The 15,886-nt window shown below is 68.1% G+C and carries 12 protein-coding genes, 2 rRNA genes and 2 riboswitches; of the genes, 8 read left to right on the top strand and 6 right to left on the bottom strand.

The window, feature by feature from the left end; genetic code table 11:
- From G474_RS0116345 to G474_RS0116310, 8 genes are all read left to right on the top strand, one after another.
- A 23S ribosomal RNA gene (locus tag G474_RS0116345) occupies positions 1–100 on the top strand; the annotation flags it as partial.
- A gap of 104 nt (positions 101–204) precedes the next feature.
- A 5S ribosomal RNA gene (gene rrf, locus G474_RS0116340) occupies positions 205–317 on the top strand.
- Between the two features lie 197 nt (positions 318–514).
- The gene (gene lexA / locus G474_RS0116335; protein WP_026687903.1) at positions 515–1,123 is read left to right on the top strand and encodes a transcriptional repressor LexA; all 609 of its coding nucleotides are present in this window, start codon (positions 515–517) and stop codon (positions 1,121–1,123) included.
- A 6-nt stretch (positions 1,124–1,129) separates the two neighbouring features.
- Entirely contained in the window at positions 1,130–1,846 is a 717-nt protein-coding gene (gene imuA, locus G474_RS21285; RefSeq protein WP_051282372.1) for a translesion DNA synthesis-associated protein ImuA, read from the top strand.
- Positions 1,779–3,245, top strand: coding sequence for a Y-family DNA polymerase (locus G474_RS0116325; RefSeq protein ID WP_026687902.1), 1,467 nt, complete (start codon positions 1,779–1,781; stop codon positions 3,243–3,245). Before imuA ends, G474_RS0116325 begins: the two co-directional genes overlap by 68 nt.
- On the top strand, positions 3,229–6,330 hold the full coding sequence (locus G474_RS0116320) for an error-prone DNA polymerase (protein WP_026687901.1): 3,102 nt from the start codon (positions 3,229–3,231) through the stop codon (positions 6,328–6,330). Before G474_RS0116325 ends, G474_RS0116320 begins: the two co-directional genes overlap by 17 nt.
- A gap of 34 nt (positions 6,331–6,364) precedes the next feature.
- Positions 6,365–6,907: a hydrolase gene (locus G474_RS0116315; protein ID WP_026687900.1), complete on the top strand. Its 543-nt coding sequence runs from the start codon at positions 6,365–6,367 to the stop codon at positions 6,905–6,907.
- Positions 6,907–7,143: a DUF3820 family protein gene (locus G474_RS0116310; RefSeq protein ID WP_043464910.1), complete on the top strand. Its 237-nt coding sequence runs from the start codon at positions 6,907–6,909 to the stop codon at positions 7,141–7,143. The genes G474_RS0116315 and G474_RS0116310 overlap by 1 nt, the downstream gene beginning before the upstream one ends.
- On the opposite strand, the gene leuE is transcribed toward G474_RS0116310, so the two are convergent.
- From leuE to gcvT, 6 genes are all read right to left on the bottom strand, one after another.
- Positions 7,115–7,729, bottom strand: coding sequence for a leucine efflux protein LeuE (gene leuE, locus G474_RS0116305; RefSeq protein WP_026687898.1), 615 nt, complete (start codon positions 7,727–7,729; stop codon positions 7,115–7,117). The genes G474_RS0116310 and leuE overlap by 29 nt on opposite strands.
- 85 nt (positions 7,730–7,814) lie before the next feature.
- Entirely contained in the window at positions 7,815–10,367 is a 2,553-nt protein-coding gene (locus G474_RS21280; RefSeq protein WP_051282371.1) for a chemotaxis protein CheW, read from the bottom strand.
- Between the two features lie 166 nt (positions 10,368–10,533).
- Positions 10,534–10,779, bottom strand: coding sequence for a biotin/lipoyl-containing protein (locus G474_RS0116295; protein ID WP_245589387.1), 246 nt, complete (start codon positions 10,777–10,779; stop codon positions 10,534–10,536).
- A gap of 139 nt (positions 10,780–10,918) precedes the next feature.
- On the bottom strand, positions 10,919–13,795 hold the full coding sequence (gcvP, locus tag G474_RS0116290) for an aminomethyl-transferring glycine dehydrogenase (RefSeq protein WP_026687896.1): 2,877 nt from the start codon (positions 13,793–13,795) through the stop codon (positions 10,919–10,921).
- A gap of 104 nt (positions 13,796–13,899) precedes the next feature.
- Complete coding sequence (gene gcvH / locus G474_RS0116285; protein WP_043464906.1) at positions 13,900–14,283, bottom strand: glycine cleavage system protein GcvH; 384 nt, start codon at positions 14,281–14,283, stop codon at positions 13,900–13,902.
- Between the two features lie 192 nt (positions 14,284–14,475).
- Positions 14,476–15,567, bottom strand: coding sequence for a glycine cleavage system aminomethyltransferase GcvT (gene gcvT / locus G474_RS0116280; protein ID WP_026687894.1), 1,092 nt, complete (start codon positions 15,565–15,567; stop codon positions 14,476–14,478).
- Between the two features lie 80 nt (positions 15,568–15,647).
- Positions 15,648–15,757: riboswitch (glycine riboswitch) on the bottom strand.
- A 10-nt stretch (positions 15,758–15,767) separates the two neighbouring features.
- Positions 15,768–15,858: riboswitch (glycine riboswitch) on the bottom strand.
- Between the last annotated feature and the right edge of the window lie 28 nt (positions 15,859–15,886).

Raw genomic sequence — 15,886 nt, 5'->3', positions numbered from 1 at the left:
CCTGTAGGGTCGTCGAAGACCACGACGTTGATAGGCTGGGTGTGGAAGCGCAGTAATGCGTTAAGCTAACCAGTACTAATTGCCCGTGCGGCTTGATCCTATAACCTTGAATCAACACGATTCAATGAAACAACTGTAGCAATCACCTCTACAAACCTTCTACCCCATTTTGCGTTCAGCTAACCCCTGAACATACAAGTTACGCTTGGCGGCCATAGCGTCCCGGTACCACCCCTTCCCATCCCGAACAGGACCGTGAAACAGGACCGCGCCAATGATAGTGAGCTTCCGCTCGCGAAAGTAGGTCACCGCCAAGCACCCATTCAAACACCCCGCTAGATACCATCCTAGCGGGGTGTTTACATTTGTAATACAAAAAAACCTACCTCCTCTTCACAAGTCGGGCCCCTCCGGGCTCTTCATCGCGGATCCGCCTCCTGGCGCTTGAACGCTGGATAGCTTCCGGGAATTCTGGTAGATTACTGTAAATATAAACAGTATCCGGAGGCAGGAAATGGTCAAGCTCACCCCGCGACAGCAGGAAATCATGGACTTCATCCGCAGCACGGTGGAGGTGCTGGGGGCGCCGCCGACTCGTGCGGAAATCTGCCATGCCTTTGGTTTTGCTTCTCCCAACGCGGCCGAGGACCATCTCAAGGCGCTGGCCCGCAAGGGGGTCATCATCCTGGAGCAGGGCTCGGCGCGGGGCATCCGTCTGGTGGAGCAACTGGGGCTGCCGCTGATCGGCTCAGTGGCGGCCGGTTCCCCCATCCTGGCGGTGGAGAATGTCCAGGCCAGGTATGCCCTGGATGCCAGCCTTTTTTCGCCCAAGGCCGATTACCTGCTGCGGGTGCGGGGGCTGTCCATGATCAATGCGGGCATTTTCGACGGCGATCTGCTGGCGGTGCATAAGACCAGCGATGCCCGGGACGGGCAGATCGTGGTGGCCCGCTTGGCAGAGGAGGTGACGGTGAAGCGCCTCAAGCGCCAGCGGGGCAGCGTGGAACTGCTCGCCGAGAATCCTGATTTCAGCCCCATCGTGGTACATCCCGGGCGTGACGATTTTGCCATCGAAGGGGTGGCGGTCGGCCTGATCCGGGGTGGGCTGACCAGCGGCTGGTGATCTTCCATGGGGCCGGCCGCCATGGGGTTGGCGGAATTGCTGGCCAAGGGGCAGGTGTGGCGGGGCCTGGATCTGGCCGTCGCCGCCCGCCCCGGACTGCCTAGCGGCTTTGCCGAACTCGATGCCTGTCTGCCCGGGGGGGGATGGCCTCGGGGGGCACTCACCGAGCTTTTGCTCGAAGGTTGTGGCTTTGGGGAATTCTCCCTGCTCATGCCCCTGCTGAGGGATTTGTGCGCCAAGGATCTGCCGGTGGCCCTGGTGGCGCCGCCCTGGCTGCCCTATGGTCCGGCGCTGGCTCAGGCCGGGCTGCGGCTTGAGCGGCTGGTGATCCTGGAGCGGCCCGAGCGCCCTCTGGCCTTGGGGGAACAGTTGTTGCGCAGCGGCGGTTTTTCCCTGCTCATGGTCTGGCTCACCGCTCCGCCGCCGGCCGCAGCCCTGCGCCGATTGCAGGTGGCCCTGGAGAGTGAGGATGCACTGGTCATCCTGATGCGTCCGGCCAGTCACGCCCACCTTTCCTCCCCGGCGCCCTTGCGCCTGCAGCTCAGTCCCCTGGCGGCTCCCGCTGGCGGTCTTTGCCTGCGCGTCCTCAAGCGCCGGGGGGCTCCCCTGAACGATCCCCTGCATCTCGTCTTACCTCGCCCGGGAAGGGCATGCCATGCTGTATCTCGCCCTGTATTTTCCCCTGCTGCCCCTGGAGTCCCTGTCCTGTCCCCTGTCGCCTAGTGCCTTGGTGGCCCGGGGGCGCATCCTCATGGCTGACCCGGCGGGGCAGGAGGCGGGAATCCATGGAGGCATGCGCCTGGCCAGTGCCCTGGGGTGCCTGCCCCAGTTGCAGGTTCTGGAGCGTCGGCCGGAGCAGGAGACCCTGGCTCTGGAACGTCTTGCCCTGTGGGCGGGCAACTGGACGCCCCTGGTGGCCCTGCGGCCATCCCAGGGACTGCTGCTGGAGATCGGTGGCTGCCTGCGCCTGTTCGGCGGCCTCGGGGCGCTGCTCGAATTGCTGCAACGGCGGTTGGCGGAGCTGGGGCACAGCTGGCAGCTGGCGGTGGCGCCCACTCCCCTGGGGGCTTGGTGGCTGGCTTGTCATGGCGGGGCGCGCATCTGCGCCGACCTGGAAACCCTGGGGGCTGCACTGGCTCTACTGCCCACCTCCCTGCCGGAATGGCCGGCCACGGTACGGGAGCGCCTGCAATCCTTCGGTCTGGAGAGCCTCGGGGCGCTGCGGGCCCTGCCCCTGGGCAGCTTGCGGGAGCGCCTGGGCCCCCAGCCGGTGGAGGAACTCTGCCAGGCCTGGGGTGAGCTGCCGGACCAGCCGGCCTGGCACGTCTTCCCCGAGCATTTCCGGCAGCGCCTGGAGCTGCCCTGGAAGGTGGAGGCCAGTACCGCCCTGCTGTTTCCCGCACGTCGCCTGGGGGCCGCCTTGCTGGGCTGGCTGGAATCCCGGGGCGGATTGCTGCGGCGAGCCGCTTTCCTGCTGGAGCAGGGCGAGGCCGGCATGACCCGGGTCGAACTGGCCTTCACCGAGCCGGGGCGGGATCTCTCCCGGCTCCTGCGCCTGCTGGAGGAGAAGCTGGCTCGGGTGAATCTGGACGCCCCGGTCCAGGCCATGACCCTGGAACTGGAAGCGTGGAGCGAGGCCAGGGAGAGCCGCAAGCTGTTCGGCAGTGCCCGGGGAGAAGGGGCCCTGGCCTGCCTGGAGCGGCTGGCGGTGCAGTTGGGGGAGGGCCGGGTTCATGGTCTTGCCCTGCGGGCCGACCACCGGCCGGAACTGGCCTGGCGTCCCAGCTCCCTGGCGGAGCTGGCCAGCTGCTGGCAGGAGGAGCGTTTGCCGGCCGGGCCGGAGGCGACGGTCCTGCCCCAGCCTCTGCGGCCTTCCTGGCTGCTGCCCGAGCCCCTGGCCCTGGAGGAAACCCGTCGGGGACTCCTGAGCCGGCAGGGGCCCCTGGGGCGGAAATACCTGCAGCTGCTCAGTCCGCCGGAACGCATCGAAAGCGGCTGGTGGGACGTGGAGGGCCAGGGGGACCTGCGCCGGGACTATTTCGTGGCCGGTTGTGCGAGTGGTGAGCGGGCCTGGGTGTTCCGGGATCGGAAAGGATGGTTCCTGCATGGCCTCTTTGCCTGAATACGCGGAGCTGCACTGCCTCTCCAACTTCACCTTCCTGCGCGGCGCCTCCCACCCGGAGGAGCTGGTGCAGCAGGCCCTGAGCCAGGGTTACCGGGCCCTGGCCCTGACCGACGAATGCTCCCTAGCCGGGGTGGTGCGGGCCTGGCGGGCGGCCCGGGGAACCGCGCTGCAGCTGATCATCGGCAGCGAAATCCGCCTGGCCTGCGGCATGAAGCTGGTGTTCCTGGCCTGCAATCTGGCCGGTTACGGCAATCTCTCCAGCCTCATCACCCTGGCCCGGCGGCGCTCCGCCAAGGGGGAATACCACCTGAGCCGGGGCGATCTGGAGGGCCTCTCCCCCCGGGGCGGCCTGCCCGACTGCCTGGCCCTGTGGTGTCCGGCGCCGGAAGAGCTGGCCGGAGAGGCGGGCCGGGGAGCCGGGCGCTGGCTGGCCCAGCGCTTTCCCGGACGGGCCTGGCTGGCGCTGGAACTGCATGGCGGGGCGGACGACGCCGGGCGCCTGGAAGCCCTGCTGCAGCTGGCCCGAGACTGCGGCCTTCCCGCCGTAGCCTGCGGCGATGTGCATATGCATGTGCGGGCCCGGCGCCCCCTGCAGGATGTCCTCACCGCCCTGCGCCTGGGCACCACGGTGGCCGAAGCCGGCCATGCCCTGTTTGCCAACGGGGAGCGCCACCTGCGTTCCCGCCTGCGGCTGGGGCGCTGCTACCCGCCAGAGTTGCTGGCCGAGACCCTGAGGGTGGCCCGGCGCTGCAGCTTCCAGCTCGACGAGATCCGCTATGACTACCCGGACGAGGTGGTGCCCCATGGCCAGAGCCCCATGGACTATCTGCGGCAGGAAGTGCTCCGGGGGCTGGCGGCCCGCTATCCGCAAGGGGTGCCGGCTGCGGTCAGCGGCCAAGTGGAAGGGGAGCTGGCCCTGATTGGGGAGCTGGGGTTTGCCGCCTATTTCCTCACCGTGTATGACATCGTCCGTTTTGCCCGGGGGCGGGGCATTCTCTGCCAGGGGCGGGGTTCGGCTGCCAACTCGGCGGTCTGTTTCGCCCTGGGCATCACCGAGGTGGACCCGGCCCGCTCCAGCCTGCTGTTCGAGCGCTTCATCTCCCGGGAGCGGGGGGAGCCTCCCGACATCGACGTGGATTTCGAGCATGAGCGGCGGGAAGAGGTGATCCAGTACCTGTACGGCAAGTATGGCCGGGACCGGGCCGCCCTGGCGGCAGCCCTGATCACCTACCGCACCCGGGGGGCCTTGCGTGACGTGGGGCGGGCCCTGGGCTTTGGCCGGGCCCAGATCGACGCCCTGGCCCGGCACCTGGCCTGGTGGGACCGGGGCGAGGCCCTGCCGGAGCGCTTCCGCGAGGCGGGCCTGGACCCGGAGGCCCCCAGGGTGCGCCAGTGGCTGCACCTGGCCCGGGAACTGAAGGGCTTTCCCCGGCACCTGTCCCAGCACGTGGGCGGCTTCGTGATCGCCCGGGGGCACCTGTCGCGGCTGGTGCCCATCGAGAACGCCGCCATGGCCGAGCGCAGCGTCATCCAGTGGGACAAGGACGACCTGGACGCCCTGGGGCTGATGAAGGTGGATGTGCTGGCCCTGGGCATGCTGTCGGCCCTGCGCCGCATGCTCGACCTCCTGGCCCGGCGTCAGGGGCGTCCGGCCCGGGGGCAACTGGCAGACCTGCCGGCCGAGGACCCAAGGGTCTACGACATGCTCTGCCGGGCGGACACCATGGGGGTGTTCCAGGTGGAATCCCGGGCCCAGATGGCCATGCTGCCCCGGCTGCGGCCCCGGGCCTTCTACGACCTGGTGGTGCAGGTGGCCATCGTCCGTCCCGGGCCGATCCAGGGAGACATGGTGCATCCCTACCTGAAGCGCCGGCATGGGCAGGCGCCCATCGACCCCATGGGGCCGGAAATCCGGGCGGTACTGGAACGCACCTGCGGCGTACCCATCTTCCAGGAGCAGGCCATGCAGCTGGCCATCGTCGCCGCCGGCTTCACCCCGGGAGAGGCCGACCAGCTGCGCCGGGCCATGGGCGCCTGGCGCCGCCAGGGGGCGGTGGAGGGGTTCCGGGAAAAACTGCTCCAGGGCATGGCGGCACGGGGCTACGACCCGGTCTTCGCCCAGCGGCTGTTCCGCCAGATCGAGGGCTTCGGCGATTACGGCTTTCCCGAATCCCACGCGGCCAGCTTCGCCCTGCTGGTCTATGCCTCGGCCTGGTTCAAGTGCCATCACCCGGACCTGTTCCTCTGCGCCCTGCTCAACAGCCAGCCCATGGGCTTCTATGGCCCGGCCCAGCTGCTTCAGGACGCCCGCCGTCACGGGGTGGAGCTGCTGCCCCCCGACGTGACCGCCAGCGACTGGGACAGCCTGCCCCTGGCGCCGGGGCGGGTGCGCCTGGGCCTGGGCCTGGTGGCGGGGCTGTCGGCCCAGGCCGGGGCCCGCATCGTCGCCGCCCGGGCCCAGGGGCCCTTTGCCCACCTGGCCGATCTGGCGCAGCGGGCCCGGCTGGAGCGCAGCGAGCTGGATCGCCTGGCTGCCGGGGATGCCTTGGGCACCCTGGCCGGCCATCGGCGTCAGGCGGCCTGGGCGGCGGCCCGGCCCCGGGGGCAGGGGGACCTGTTCGCCGGTCTGGAGTCCGCCGAGCCGGTGCAGCTGCCGGCGGCAGGCGAGGGCGGGGAGATCGCCGCCGACTACCGCAGCCTGGGCTTCAGCCTGCGCCGGCATCCCCTGGCCCTGCTGCGCTCCCGTCTGGCCGGGCGGCGTTTCCTCAGTGCCGCCCAGATCATGGCGCTGGGGGACCGGGCCCTGGTCCGGGGCGCCGGCATCGTCACCCACCGGCAGCGGCCGGGAACGGCCAGCGGCGTGGTGTTCATCACCCTGGAAGACGAGACGGGCGTGGTCAATGTGGTGCTGCCGGGCAGCCTGGTGGAACGCTACCGCCGGGAGGTGCTGGTGAGCCGTCTGCTGGGGGTGTTCGGCCAGCTCCAGCGGCAGGGGGAGGTCGTGCATCTGCTGGCCCGGCGCCTGGTGGATCTGAGTCCCTGGTTGGGGGCCGTGGCCACCCGCAGCCGCGACTTCCACTGATATCCTTGGGCTTTCCAGTTTTCGGGAGTTCCCCATGCGCATGTGTGCCGACCAGTCCGTCCTGCTGGTGATCGACATCCAGGAACGTCTGCTGCCCGCCATCCACCAGGGCGAGGAGGTGGTGCAGCATATCCTCTGGCTGGCCGGCGTGGCCCGCCGCCTGGGGGTTCCGGTCCTGGCTACGGAGCAGTATCCCCAGGGCCTGGGCGCTTCCGTGCCGGCCCTGCGGGAACGGCTCGATGCCCGCCAGTTCGTCAGCAAGGAACATTTCTCCGCCCTGGGGGAAGGGCATCTGCTCAAGGCTCCCGGCGGGGACCGGCACCAGTGGATCGTCACCGGCACCGAGACCCATGTCTGCGTGCAGCAGACGGTCCTGGACCTGCTGGCGGCCGGGCGTCGGGTATTTGTGGTGGACGAGGGGGTGGGCTCCCGCCGGGAGCGGGACAAAGCGCTGGCCCTGGAGCGCATGCGTCAGCACGGGGCCGACATCGTCTCCCGGGAGATGGTGGCCTTCGAGTGGCTGCAGCGGGCCAACACGGCGGACTTCCGCCAGGTGCTGCAGGAGTTCATCCGCTGATGGATGCAGCCAGCCTGGAAAAACTGGTCACCCTGGCCATGCCCTACGGCAAGTACAAGGGACGGTTGCTGGCGGACCTGCCCGGCCACTACCTGAACTGGTTTGCCCGGGAAGGTTTTCCCCCGGGTGAGCTGGGGCGGCTCCTGGCCCTGATGCACGAGCTGGATCACAACGGCCTGGGGCATCTGCTCGAGCCCCTGCGCCGGCTCAGCCGTTCTGGGCCAGGCGCAGGCTGAAGCCCACCAGCAGCAGGCCAGTGGCCTTTTCCAGGATCTGGCCCAGGCGGGGGGAGGCGCGCAGCCGTGCCGCCAGATGGTGCACCAGGAGGATCATCACCAGGCAGTAGATCAGGGTGAGCAGGGCCACGCTCAGGGCCATGGCCACGAAGGTGAGTCCGCCCTGGTGCCGGGCCGGGTCGATGAACAGGGGAAAGAAGGCCATGTAGAAGATGATGGCTTTGGGGTTGAGCAGGGTGATCACCAGAGCCTGGCGGAAATAGTGGCGGGGCCGCATCTGCAGGACCGGGGCACTGCCCGGCCGGGCCAGGATCAGGCGCAGGCCGAGCCAGGCCAGGTAGGCGGCCCCCAGCCAGCGCATGCCGTGAAACAGGGTGGGGTGGGCGGCCAGCAGGGCGGCCACGCCGGCCACCGCCAGCCAGATCAGGATCTGGTCCCCGGCCAGCAGCCCCAGGGCGGCACCCAGTCCGCCCCGGATGCCGCCCTTGCCGGTGGCGCTAAGCAGGGCCAGGTTGCCGGGGCCGGGCAGGAACAGGAAGAGCAGGATAGCGACCAGGAAGGCGCCGTAGTCGGTGATGCCGAACATGACAGGGCTCCCGCAAAAGCTGGCAGCTTAGCAGTCCCGGGTGGCCCTGCCAAAATTCGGGAGGGCCCCGGGGCGGATCTTCGTCTCAGAGGTCCCTGAGGATGGCGTGCATGTGTTCCACCGACAGCAGGGTGAGCATGGCGCCTTTGTGTTCCGGGTCCGTAGGTTTGACCAGGGAGGCGAGTACCGGGGTGGCACCCACGAAGATGTTGCTCACCGGGGCGATGTGATCCACAGGGACTTCCGGAATCTCCCCCAGGCGGTCCACCAGGATGCCGAAGGGCCGCCCGGCGCCGCTGTCGATCACCACCACCTGCAGTTCCTCCGGGCGCCCCTGCTCCGGCAGGCCCAGGGCGGCGTGGAGGTTGTAGAGGGGAATCGCCTCGTTGCGGTGCAGCATGGAGCCGAACACCTGGGCCGGAGCGCCGGGCAGGCGGGTGTAGCCCTGCAGCTCCACGGCCTCCTGCACCACCTGCACCGGCAGTCCCAGCCAGTGGCCGCCCACGTGGAAGGTGGCGATCTCGGCCCGCTCCCCCGGGGTGCTGCCGGCGGCGAAAGCCGATCCCTCCTGGGCCCGGGCCACGGGTTCCGGCACCGTTTCCCCGGTCTCGGCACAGGGGCCCAGGGGTACGCAGATCAGGGCGGTGAGCTCGTTGCGGTAGGGGTCGTGTTCCCCCTTGTATTCCCGGTAGCCGGTGGAGCGGCGCGCCCCCAGGGCCACCACCTGGCCCCCCAGCAGGGCCAGGCGCGATTCGCCGCCGTTGCGCTGGGCGGCGGCCAGGAGGCCTGGAGGTAGTTCCAGCACCTGGCCGGGGCGGTAGTCGGGGCTGGAACTGGCGATCACCCGGCCCTCCTGGTCCACGAACAGGCCGAAGGCCCCGGGCATGTCCTGGGGCAGGGCGTCCCGAAGCATGGCGGCGAACTGGGGGGCGCTGTCGAAGACGATGCCTATGCCCCCCAGGGTCTGCCCCTGGCTGCCGAACAGGGCGGCGGCGTAGATGTAGCTGGGCCGGCCGCCGTACAGGCCGGAGGGGACGAAGTCGGAGACCGTGTAGTGCTCGGGCCGGGTCAGCTGCAGGGTGGCGCCGGCCCAGGGGGCGTCGATCACCTGATCCACGAGACTGCCCGCATCCGGGCGGGAGGTGGCCACGATGCGCTGCTCAGCATTGAACAGCACCAGCTTGTCGTACACCGTGTACAGCGCGTTGATGCCTGCCAGCCGGGTGGTCATGGCCTGCTGCCGCTGGGAGGTCAGGGGATCTTCCAGCAGCCGGCACAGGGCCGGGTCCAGGGCCCACCAGCGGCAGTCATTGGCCCGCTCGTAGAGGTTGCGGTCCATGATGTCTATGGCCAGGGAGGCCAGGAAACGGCAGTCCTCCAGCAGGGAGGCCACCACCGTGGACTGGAGGTTGCCGATGGAGCGGGAGAACACATCCTTCATGCGCATCCCGGTACGGCTGATTTCCCACAGCAGGATCTTGGAGAAAGCCGGGTTCAGGGCCTGGTTGCGGGACTGGCTCTGGCGCACGTTGCCGTTCCAGACCGAGCGCTCCAGCTCCTGCTGGATGGCCTCGGCCTGCAGGGGAATGTCCTGGAGCTCGGGGGGAAAGATGGTGCCGTGCCGGAGCACGGCGGCAAACAGTTCGCCGGGCAGGTCGAGCTGCTCCAGCTGATCCTCGTCCTGGGTGAAGGCGTGTTCCAGGGGCAGCAGCACCAGGGCGCTCCAGCCTGGTCCCAGGTAACCCTGGTAGCCCTGGGTGTTGCGCCGGGTGGCCAGGTAGCTGCGCCCGGCAAAGCGCAGGATGTGCCCGTCCCCGGCTGATTCGGGAAAGCGGGCGCCCACGGGCACCAGATAGGGGTCGCTGCTGGCGATCACCTGATGGCGCTCGTCCAGCAGGGTGATGACGCTCCAGTCCCCGGGGCGGGCGAGATCGTTGAAGATGCGCGCCACCTCGTCGGCGAAGTCGAAGCACAGGCAGAGCACCCCCAGGGGCTTACCCAGGCCGTCATCCACCCGGTAGGCGTAGATCAGCACCGGTTCCCCGCCCGGGAACAGATCTACGGGGGCATAGCTTTCCACGTAGGCGGCCTTGGTCTCCAGGGCCTGGCGGATCAGGGATGCATGGCTGTGGGCGACGCTGCGCTCCTCGTCCAGGCGGGCCAGCACCTGGCCAGCGGGGGAGAGCAGGATCACGTCGAAATACACCGAGTACTTATCCACATAGGCCCGGAAGCGGCTGCCCATCTCGTGCCGGCCGGCCTGGTCGCCGCAGCCCGCCAGGGCTCCATAGCGGCGCACGCTCTGGTCGGTGGCCAGGAAGCCGATATCGGCCGTGCGCTCGAACAGGTTGCGCACCAGGATGTCGATGGCCACCTGGGCCTTGCCGGAAATGTCCTGAACCCGGCGGGCCAGGGTGCGCTGGGCCAGGTTGTTGAGCAGGCTGCTGGTGAGCCTGGAGAAGGATTCCCGGGTGCGGGTCATCTCCGTGGTGGTGCCGGACATCTGCCCCAGCAGGTTGAGGTTGTCCCACACCGCCTGGAGGGTCTGCAGGGATTCCCGGTATTCCTCCACCAGGGGCATGTGGGGCAGGAACTGGCGCAGGGTGGAATCCACACGTATGCCTTTATAGAGTGCCATGAGCGCTACCAAGACTTGGGAGGGCTGAGCTAGAAGCAAGAACCGCTCCCTGTCCGTGGGGGGCGGCCCGGGGCAAGAGCGGCGGGATGGTGGGGGGGAGGGCGGCCGGCGGGGCCTGCTGATGGTGCCCGGGGACGGGCGATGCACCGTTCTGGTGCCGGGGGGCTCAATCTTCCTGCAGGCTGATCAGGGGCGCCCCTTCCTGGACGTGGTCTCCGGCGGTGATCCACACCTCCTGGACGATGCCGGCCCAGGGAGAGGGAATGTCCAGGGCCACCTTGCCGGTTTCCAGGGTGAGGATGTTGTCGTCCCGCTCCACCCGGTCCCCAGGCTGGACCAGCACTTCGAGGATGAACACATCCCCCTGGGCGCAGCTGCCGCAGCTTTGCCAGCACTCAGGGAATTTGGGCATGTGGACTTGGCGCAGACTCATGGGGAGTGGGGGCTGAAAAAGGGCTGATTTTCCCCCGCGGGCGGGGCGCCGGCCTTAATCAGGATCAAGCTCAGGATCAAGGCCGGCGGCAGATTCAGTGGCAGATTCAGTGGCAAATTCAGCGGTAAGCCTCCGGCGGCGGGCAGGCGCAGCAGAGGTTTCGGTCCCCGTACACGTCGTCGATGCGGTTCACGCTGGGCCAGAACTTGTTTTCCGCCACCCAGGGCAGGGGGAAGCAGGCTTCTTCCCGGCTGTAGGGACGGCTCCACCCGGCGTCCACCACGTCCTTCTGGGTGTGGGGGGCATGCTTCAGGGGATTGTTGTCCGCCGGCCATTCCCCCGCCTCGATCTTGCGGATTTCGTTGCGGATGCTGATCAGGGCCTCGATGAAACGGTCCAGTTCGGCCTTGGATTCGGATTCCGTGGGCTCCACCATGATGGTGCCGGCTACCGGGAAGCTCACCGTGGGGGCGTGGAAGCCGTAGTCCATCAGACGCTTGGCGATGTCCGTCTCGGTGATGCCGGTGGCGGCCTTGACCGGGCGGATGTCCAGGATGCACTCGTGGGCCACCCGCCCCTGGCTGCCCACGTAGAGCACCGGATAGTGGGCCTGGAGCCGGCTGGCCACGTAGTTGGCGTTGAGGATCGCGGTCTGGGTGGCCTGCTTCAGGCCCCGGCCGCCCAGCATGGCGATGTACATCCAGGAAATGGGCAGGATGGAGGCGGAGCCGAAGGGAGCGGCGGACACCGCGCCCTGGCCCGCATTCACCCGGCCAGCCGGGCCGGTGGCTTGCAGCACGTGGTCGGCCATGAAGGGGGCCAGATGGGCTTTCAGGCCGATGGGGCCCATGCCCGGTCCGCCGCCCCCGTGGGGGATGGCGAAGGTCTTGTGCAGGTTCATGTGGGAGACGTCGGCGCCGATGTAGCCGGGGGCGGTGAGGCCTACCTGGGCATTCAGATTGGCCCCGTCCATGTACACCTGACCCCCGTGGGCGTGCACGATGGCGCAGATTTCCCGCACCGCTTCTTCGAACACCCCGTGGGTGGAGGGGTAGGTGAGCATCAGGCAGCCCAGGTTGGCGCTGTGCTGTTCGGCCTTGGCCTTCAGGTCGGCCACGTCCACGTTGCCGTTTTCGTCACACTCCACCACCACCACCTGCATGCCGGCCATCTGGGCGGTGGCCGGGTTGGTGCCGTGGGCGGACCTGGGAATCAGGCAGATGTTGCGCCGGGCTTCGCCCCGGCTGGCGTGGTAGCGGCGGATGGCCACCAGGCCGGCGTACTCCCCCTGGGCGCCGGAATTGGGCTGCATGCATACGGCGTCAAAGCCGGTGATGGTCTGCAGCCAGCCGGAGAGCTGGCCGATCATTTCCAGGCAACCCCGGGCCTGCTCGACGGGGGCGAAGGGATGCAGGTCGCCGAATTCGGGCCAGGTGACGGGGATCATCTCGCTGGTGGCATTGAGCTTCATGGTGCAGGAACCCAGGGAGATCATGGCGTGGTCCATGGCCAGGTCCCGGTTCTGCAGCTGCTTCAGGTAGCGCAGCATCTCGTGTTCCGTGTGGTGGGTGTTGAACACGGGATGGGTGAGGATGGCGTCCTGCCGCAGCAGTCCGGCGAGCACGTCCCGGGCGGCGGCCTGGGCATCCAGGGCGGCCAGGTCGGCGGGCTTGCCGGTCAGGACCTGGAGCAGGGCGGCCACGTCGGCCCCGGTGGTCTTCTCCCCGATGGCGATGCCCAGGGTGCCGTCGCCCAGGTCGCGCAGGTTGAAACCGGCCTCCTGGGCGGCCGCCACGGCGGCGCTGCCCAGGGCCACGTGCAGGGTATCGAAGTAGCGGCTGTTGAGCTGCCGCACTCCGGCTGCTTCCAGGCCCAGGGCGAGGATGGCGGCGAGCCGGTGGATGCGCCCGGCGATGGTCTTCAGGCCCTGGGGTCCGTGATAGACCGCGTACATGCCGGCCATGTTGGCGAGCAGGACCTGGGAGGTGCAGATGTTGGAGTTGGCCTTTTCCCGGCGGATGTGCTGTTCCCGGGTCTGCAGGGTCATGCGCAGGGCCCGGTTGCCCCGGGCGTCCCGGGAGACGCCGATGATGCGGCCGGGCATGGAACGCACGTGGGCTTCCCGGGTGGCGAAGAAGGCCGCGTGGGGGCCGCCGAAACCCATGGGGATGCCGAAGCGCTGGCTGGAGCCCAGGGCGATGTCGGCCCCCATGGCGCCGGGAGACTTGAGCAGCACCAGGGCCATCAGGTCGGTGGCCACGGCCACCACGGCGCCGCTCGCCTTCAGGGCGGCGATGGTAGCGCTCAGGTCGTCCACCTGGCCGGTTTCACCCGGGTACTGGAGCAGGGCGCCGAAACATTCCTGGGCCCCGGCTTCGGCGGCACTGCCGTACACCAGTTCGAACCCGAAGTAGCCGGCCCGGGTCTTGAGCACGTCCACGGTCTGGGGGAAACAGGCCTGATCCACGAAGAAGCGCATGGAGCTGGACTTGCTCACCCGCCGGGCCATGGCCATGGCTTCGGCGGCGGCGGTGGCCTCGTCCAGCAGGGAGGCGTTGGCGAGCTCCAGGCCGGTCAGGTCGATGACCATCTGCTGGAAATTGAGCAGCGCTTCCAGGCGGCCCTGGGCGATTTCCGCCTGGTAGGGGGTGTAGGCGGTGTACCAGCCCGGGTTTTCCATGACGTTCCTGAGGATCACCTTGGGGGTCAGGGTTTCGTAGTAACCGAGACCGATCAGATTTTTCTGCAGCTGGTTCTTCCTTGCCAGGACCTGCAGGTCGGCCAGGGCCTGGTGTTCCCGGCGGGGCGCCGGCAACGGCAAATCGGCGGGCAGGCGGATGGCGACGGGGACAGTCTGGGCAATCAGCTCATCCAGGCTGCCGGCACCGATGGCGGCCAGCATGGCGGCCTGTTCGGCGGGGCAGGGGCCCAGGTGGCGGGCAATGAATTCGTCCTGTTGTTCCAGGTCGGCGAGGCGGGGGGCAGGTGTGGTCATGGGGAATCCGGGCGCACAGGAAGGTCGCGGAGATTCCGGGGCGGCGGGGCCGCCCCGGAGCAGGGCTTCAGCTCAGCTGGAGCGGGCGGTGCAGCGGTAGTGCATCAGGCCGCGTCGACGGCGGCCTTGTAGCCAGCCGCATCCAGGAGGCCCGCCAGGTCGGCGGCATTGGCGGGGGCCAGCTTGAACAGCCAGGCGGCGTAGGCGTCCTGGTTCACGCTCTCGGGGGCATCCACCACGGCCTCGTTGATGGCGGTGACGGTCCCGGCCACCGGGGCGTAGACGTCGGCGGCGGCCTTCACCGATTCCACCACGCAGGTTTCCTGGGCGGCAGCCAGTTCCTTGCCCACTTCGGGGAGTTCCACGAAGACCAGGTCCCCCAGCAGGTCCTGGGCGTGATCGGTGATGCCCACGGTGATGGAGCCATCGGCTTCAACGCGGACCCATTCATGGGAGGCGGTGTACTTGAGTTCGGCGGGGATGTTCATGGAAAACTCCGTTAATGGATGAATGTTGAAAACTGGGGAAAATTAAACCTGAAAACTCCACCACAGAGACACAAAGACACAGAGGGGTTCTCAAAAAATTTCTTGCATGGCCTTCTGCGCTCACCCGGATGGTGCCAGGGCGCTCCAGAGCACGTCTTGTTTTTTCTCGGTGTCCCTGTGGTTCAACAGAGGTTAAATAAGGCCCTTGCCGTGGCGGGCAAAGACGGGTTTGGTGACCAGTGCGTTCAAGAGCTTGCCGCGGATGTCCACCTGCACCGTGTCGCCGATGGCGACCCCCAGGGGCAGCCGGGCCAGGGCCACGGACACTTCCAGGGTGGGGGAGAAGCTGCCGCTGGTGATTTCGCCTTCGCCCTGGGCGGTCGTGACCTTCTGGTGGGCGCGCAGCACACCCTTGTCCAGCAGCTTCAGGCCCAGGAACTGCCACTTCTGGCCGTGGGCCAGCAGGGCGGCCTTGCCGACGAAGTCCCGCTCGGATTTGAGATCGACGGTCCAGGCCAGGCCAGCATCCAGGGGGGAGACGGTTTCATCCATGTCCTGGCCGTAGAGGTTCATGCCGGCCTCCAGGCGCAGGGTGTCCCGGGCGCCCAGACCACAGGGTTTTACGCCCACTTCCAGCAGGGCGTTCCAGAGGGCTTCGGCCTTGCCGGCAGGCACGGTGATCTCGAAACCGTCCTCCCCGGTGTAACCGGTGGTGGCGATGAAGAGCTGGCCTACCTGAACACCGAAGAAGGGGCCCAGGTTTTCGGTGGCGGCTTTTGCTTCCGGCAGCACTTCCCAGACCTTGGCCTTGGCCTTGGGACCCTGGACGGCAATCATGCCCACGGCCTTGGGACCCATGCGCAGGGGCGTCAGGGTCACGTCCAGCTGCCACTCGCCCAGGCGGGCGGCCATCCAGTCCAGGTCCTTGTCGGCGGTGCCGGCGTTGATGACGATACGGTAGTGGCTGTCGGAGAGGTAATAGACGATCAGGTCGTCCACCACGCCCCCGGCCTCGTTCAGCATGGCGCTGTAGAGGGCCTTGCCGGGGGTCTTGAGCTTGCCCACGTTGTTGGCGATCAGGCGCAGCAGGAAGGTCTTCACGCCGGGGCCGACGGCATCCACAGCGCACATGTGGGACACATCGAACATGCCGCAGTCGCGGCGTACGGCGTGGTGCTCCTCGATCTGGGAGCCGTAATTGACGGGCATGTCCCAGCCGCCGAAATCCACCATGCGGGCGCCGAGGGCCCGGTGGGCAGCATTGAGAACCGTGGTCTTGAGCATAATCAACCCCTTGCAGGCGTCTTCCAACGCGGTTTCGAGAAAAAGGGTGAATCGGATGCCAGGCATCGCAAAGGCATGCGATTCACCCCTCTGTCCTCGATACCTGAGAGATTGCAGCCCGGGTGTTACAGGCCGTTTGCCCCATCGGTGGGCGCCGCGGGACGGGCGCCAGCTCTCCAGAGTTTCAGCCGGTTTGCACGGCTGGTTCCACGGTCCTTTTGCCTGAGCGTTTGCGGGTGCGTTGCGCCTTCGGCGGCCGGCCCGGAGCCGACCCTCTCCCATGGAACGGGCGAACTATAAAGGGGGGGCGTAAGGCTGG

This window comes from Azovibrio restrictus DSM 23866 (assembly GCF_000429665.1).
Lineage (GTDB): Bacteria > Pseudomonadota > Gammaproteobacteria > Burkholderiales > Rhodocyclaceae > Azovibrio > Azovibrio restrictus.
Note: the sequence above shows the minus strand (reverse complement) of the source record. Positions and strands in the feature narration are given on the sequence as shown.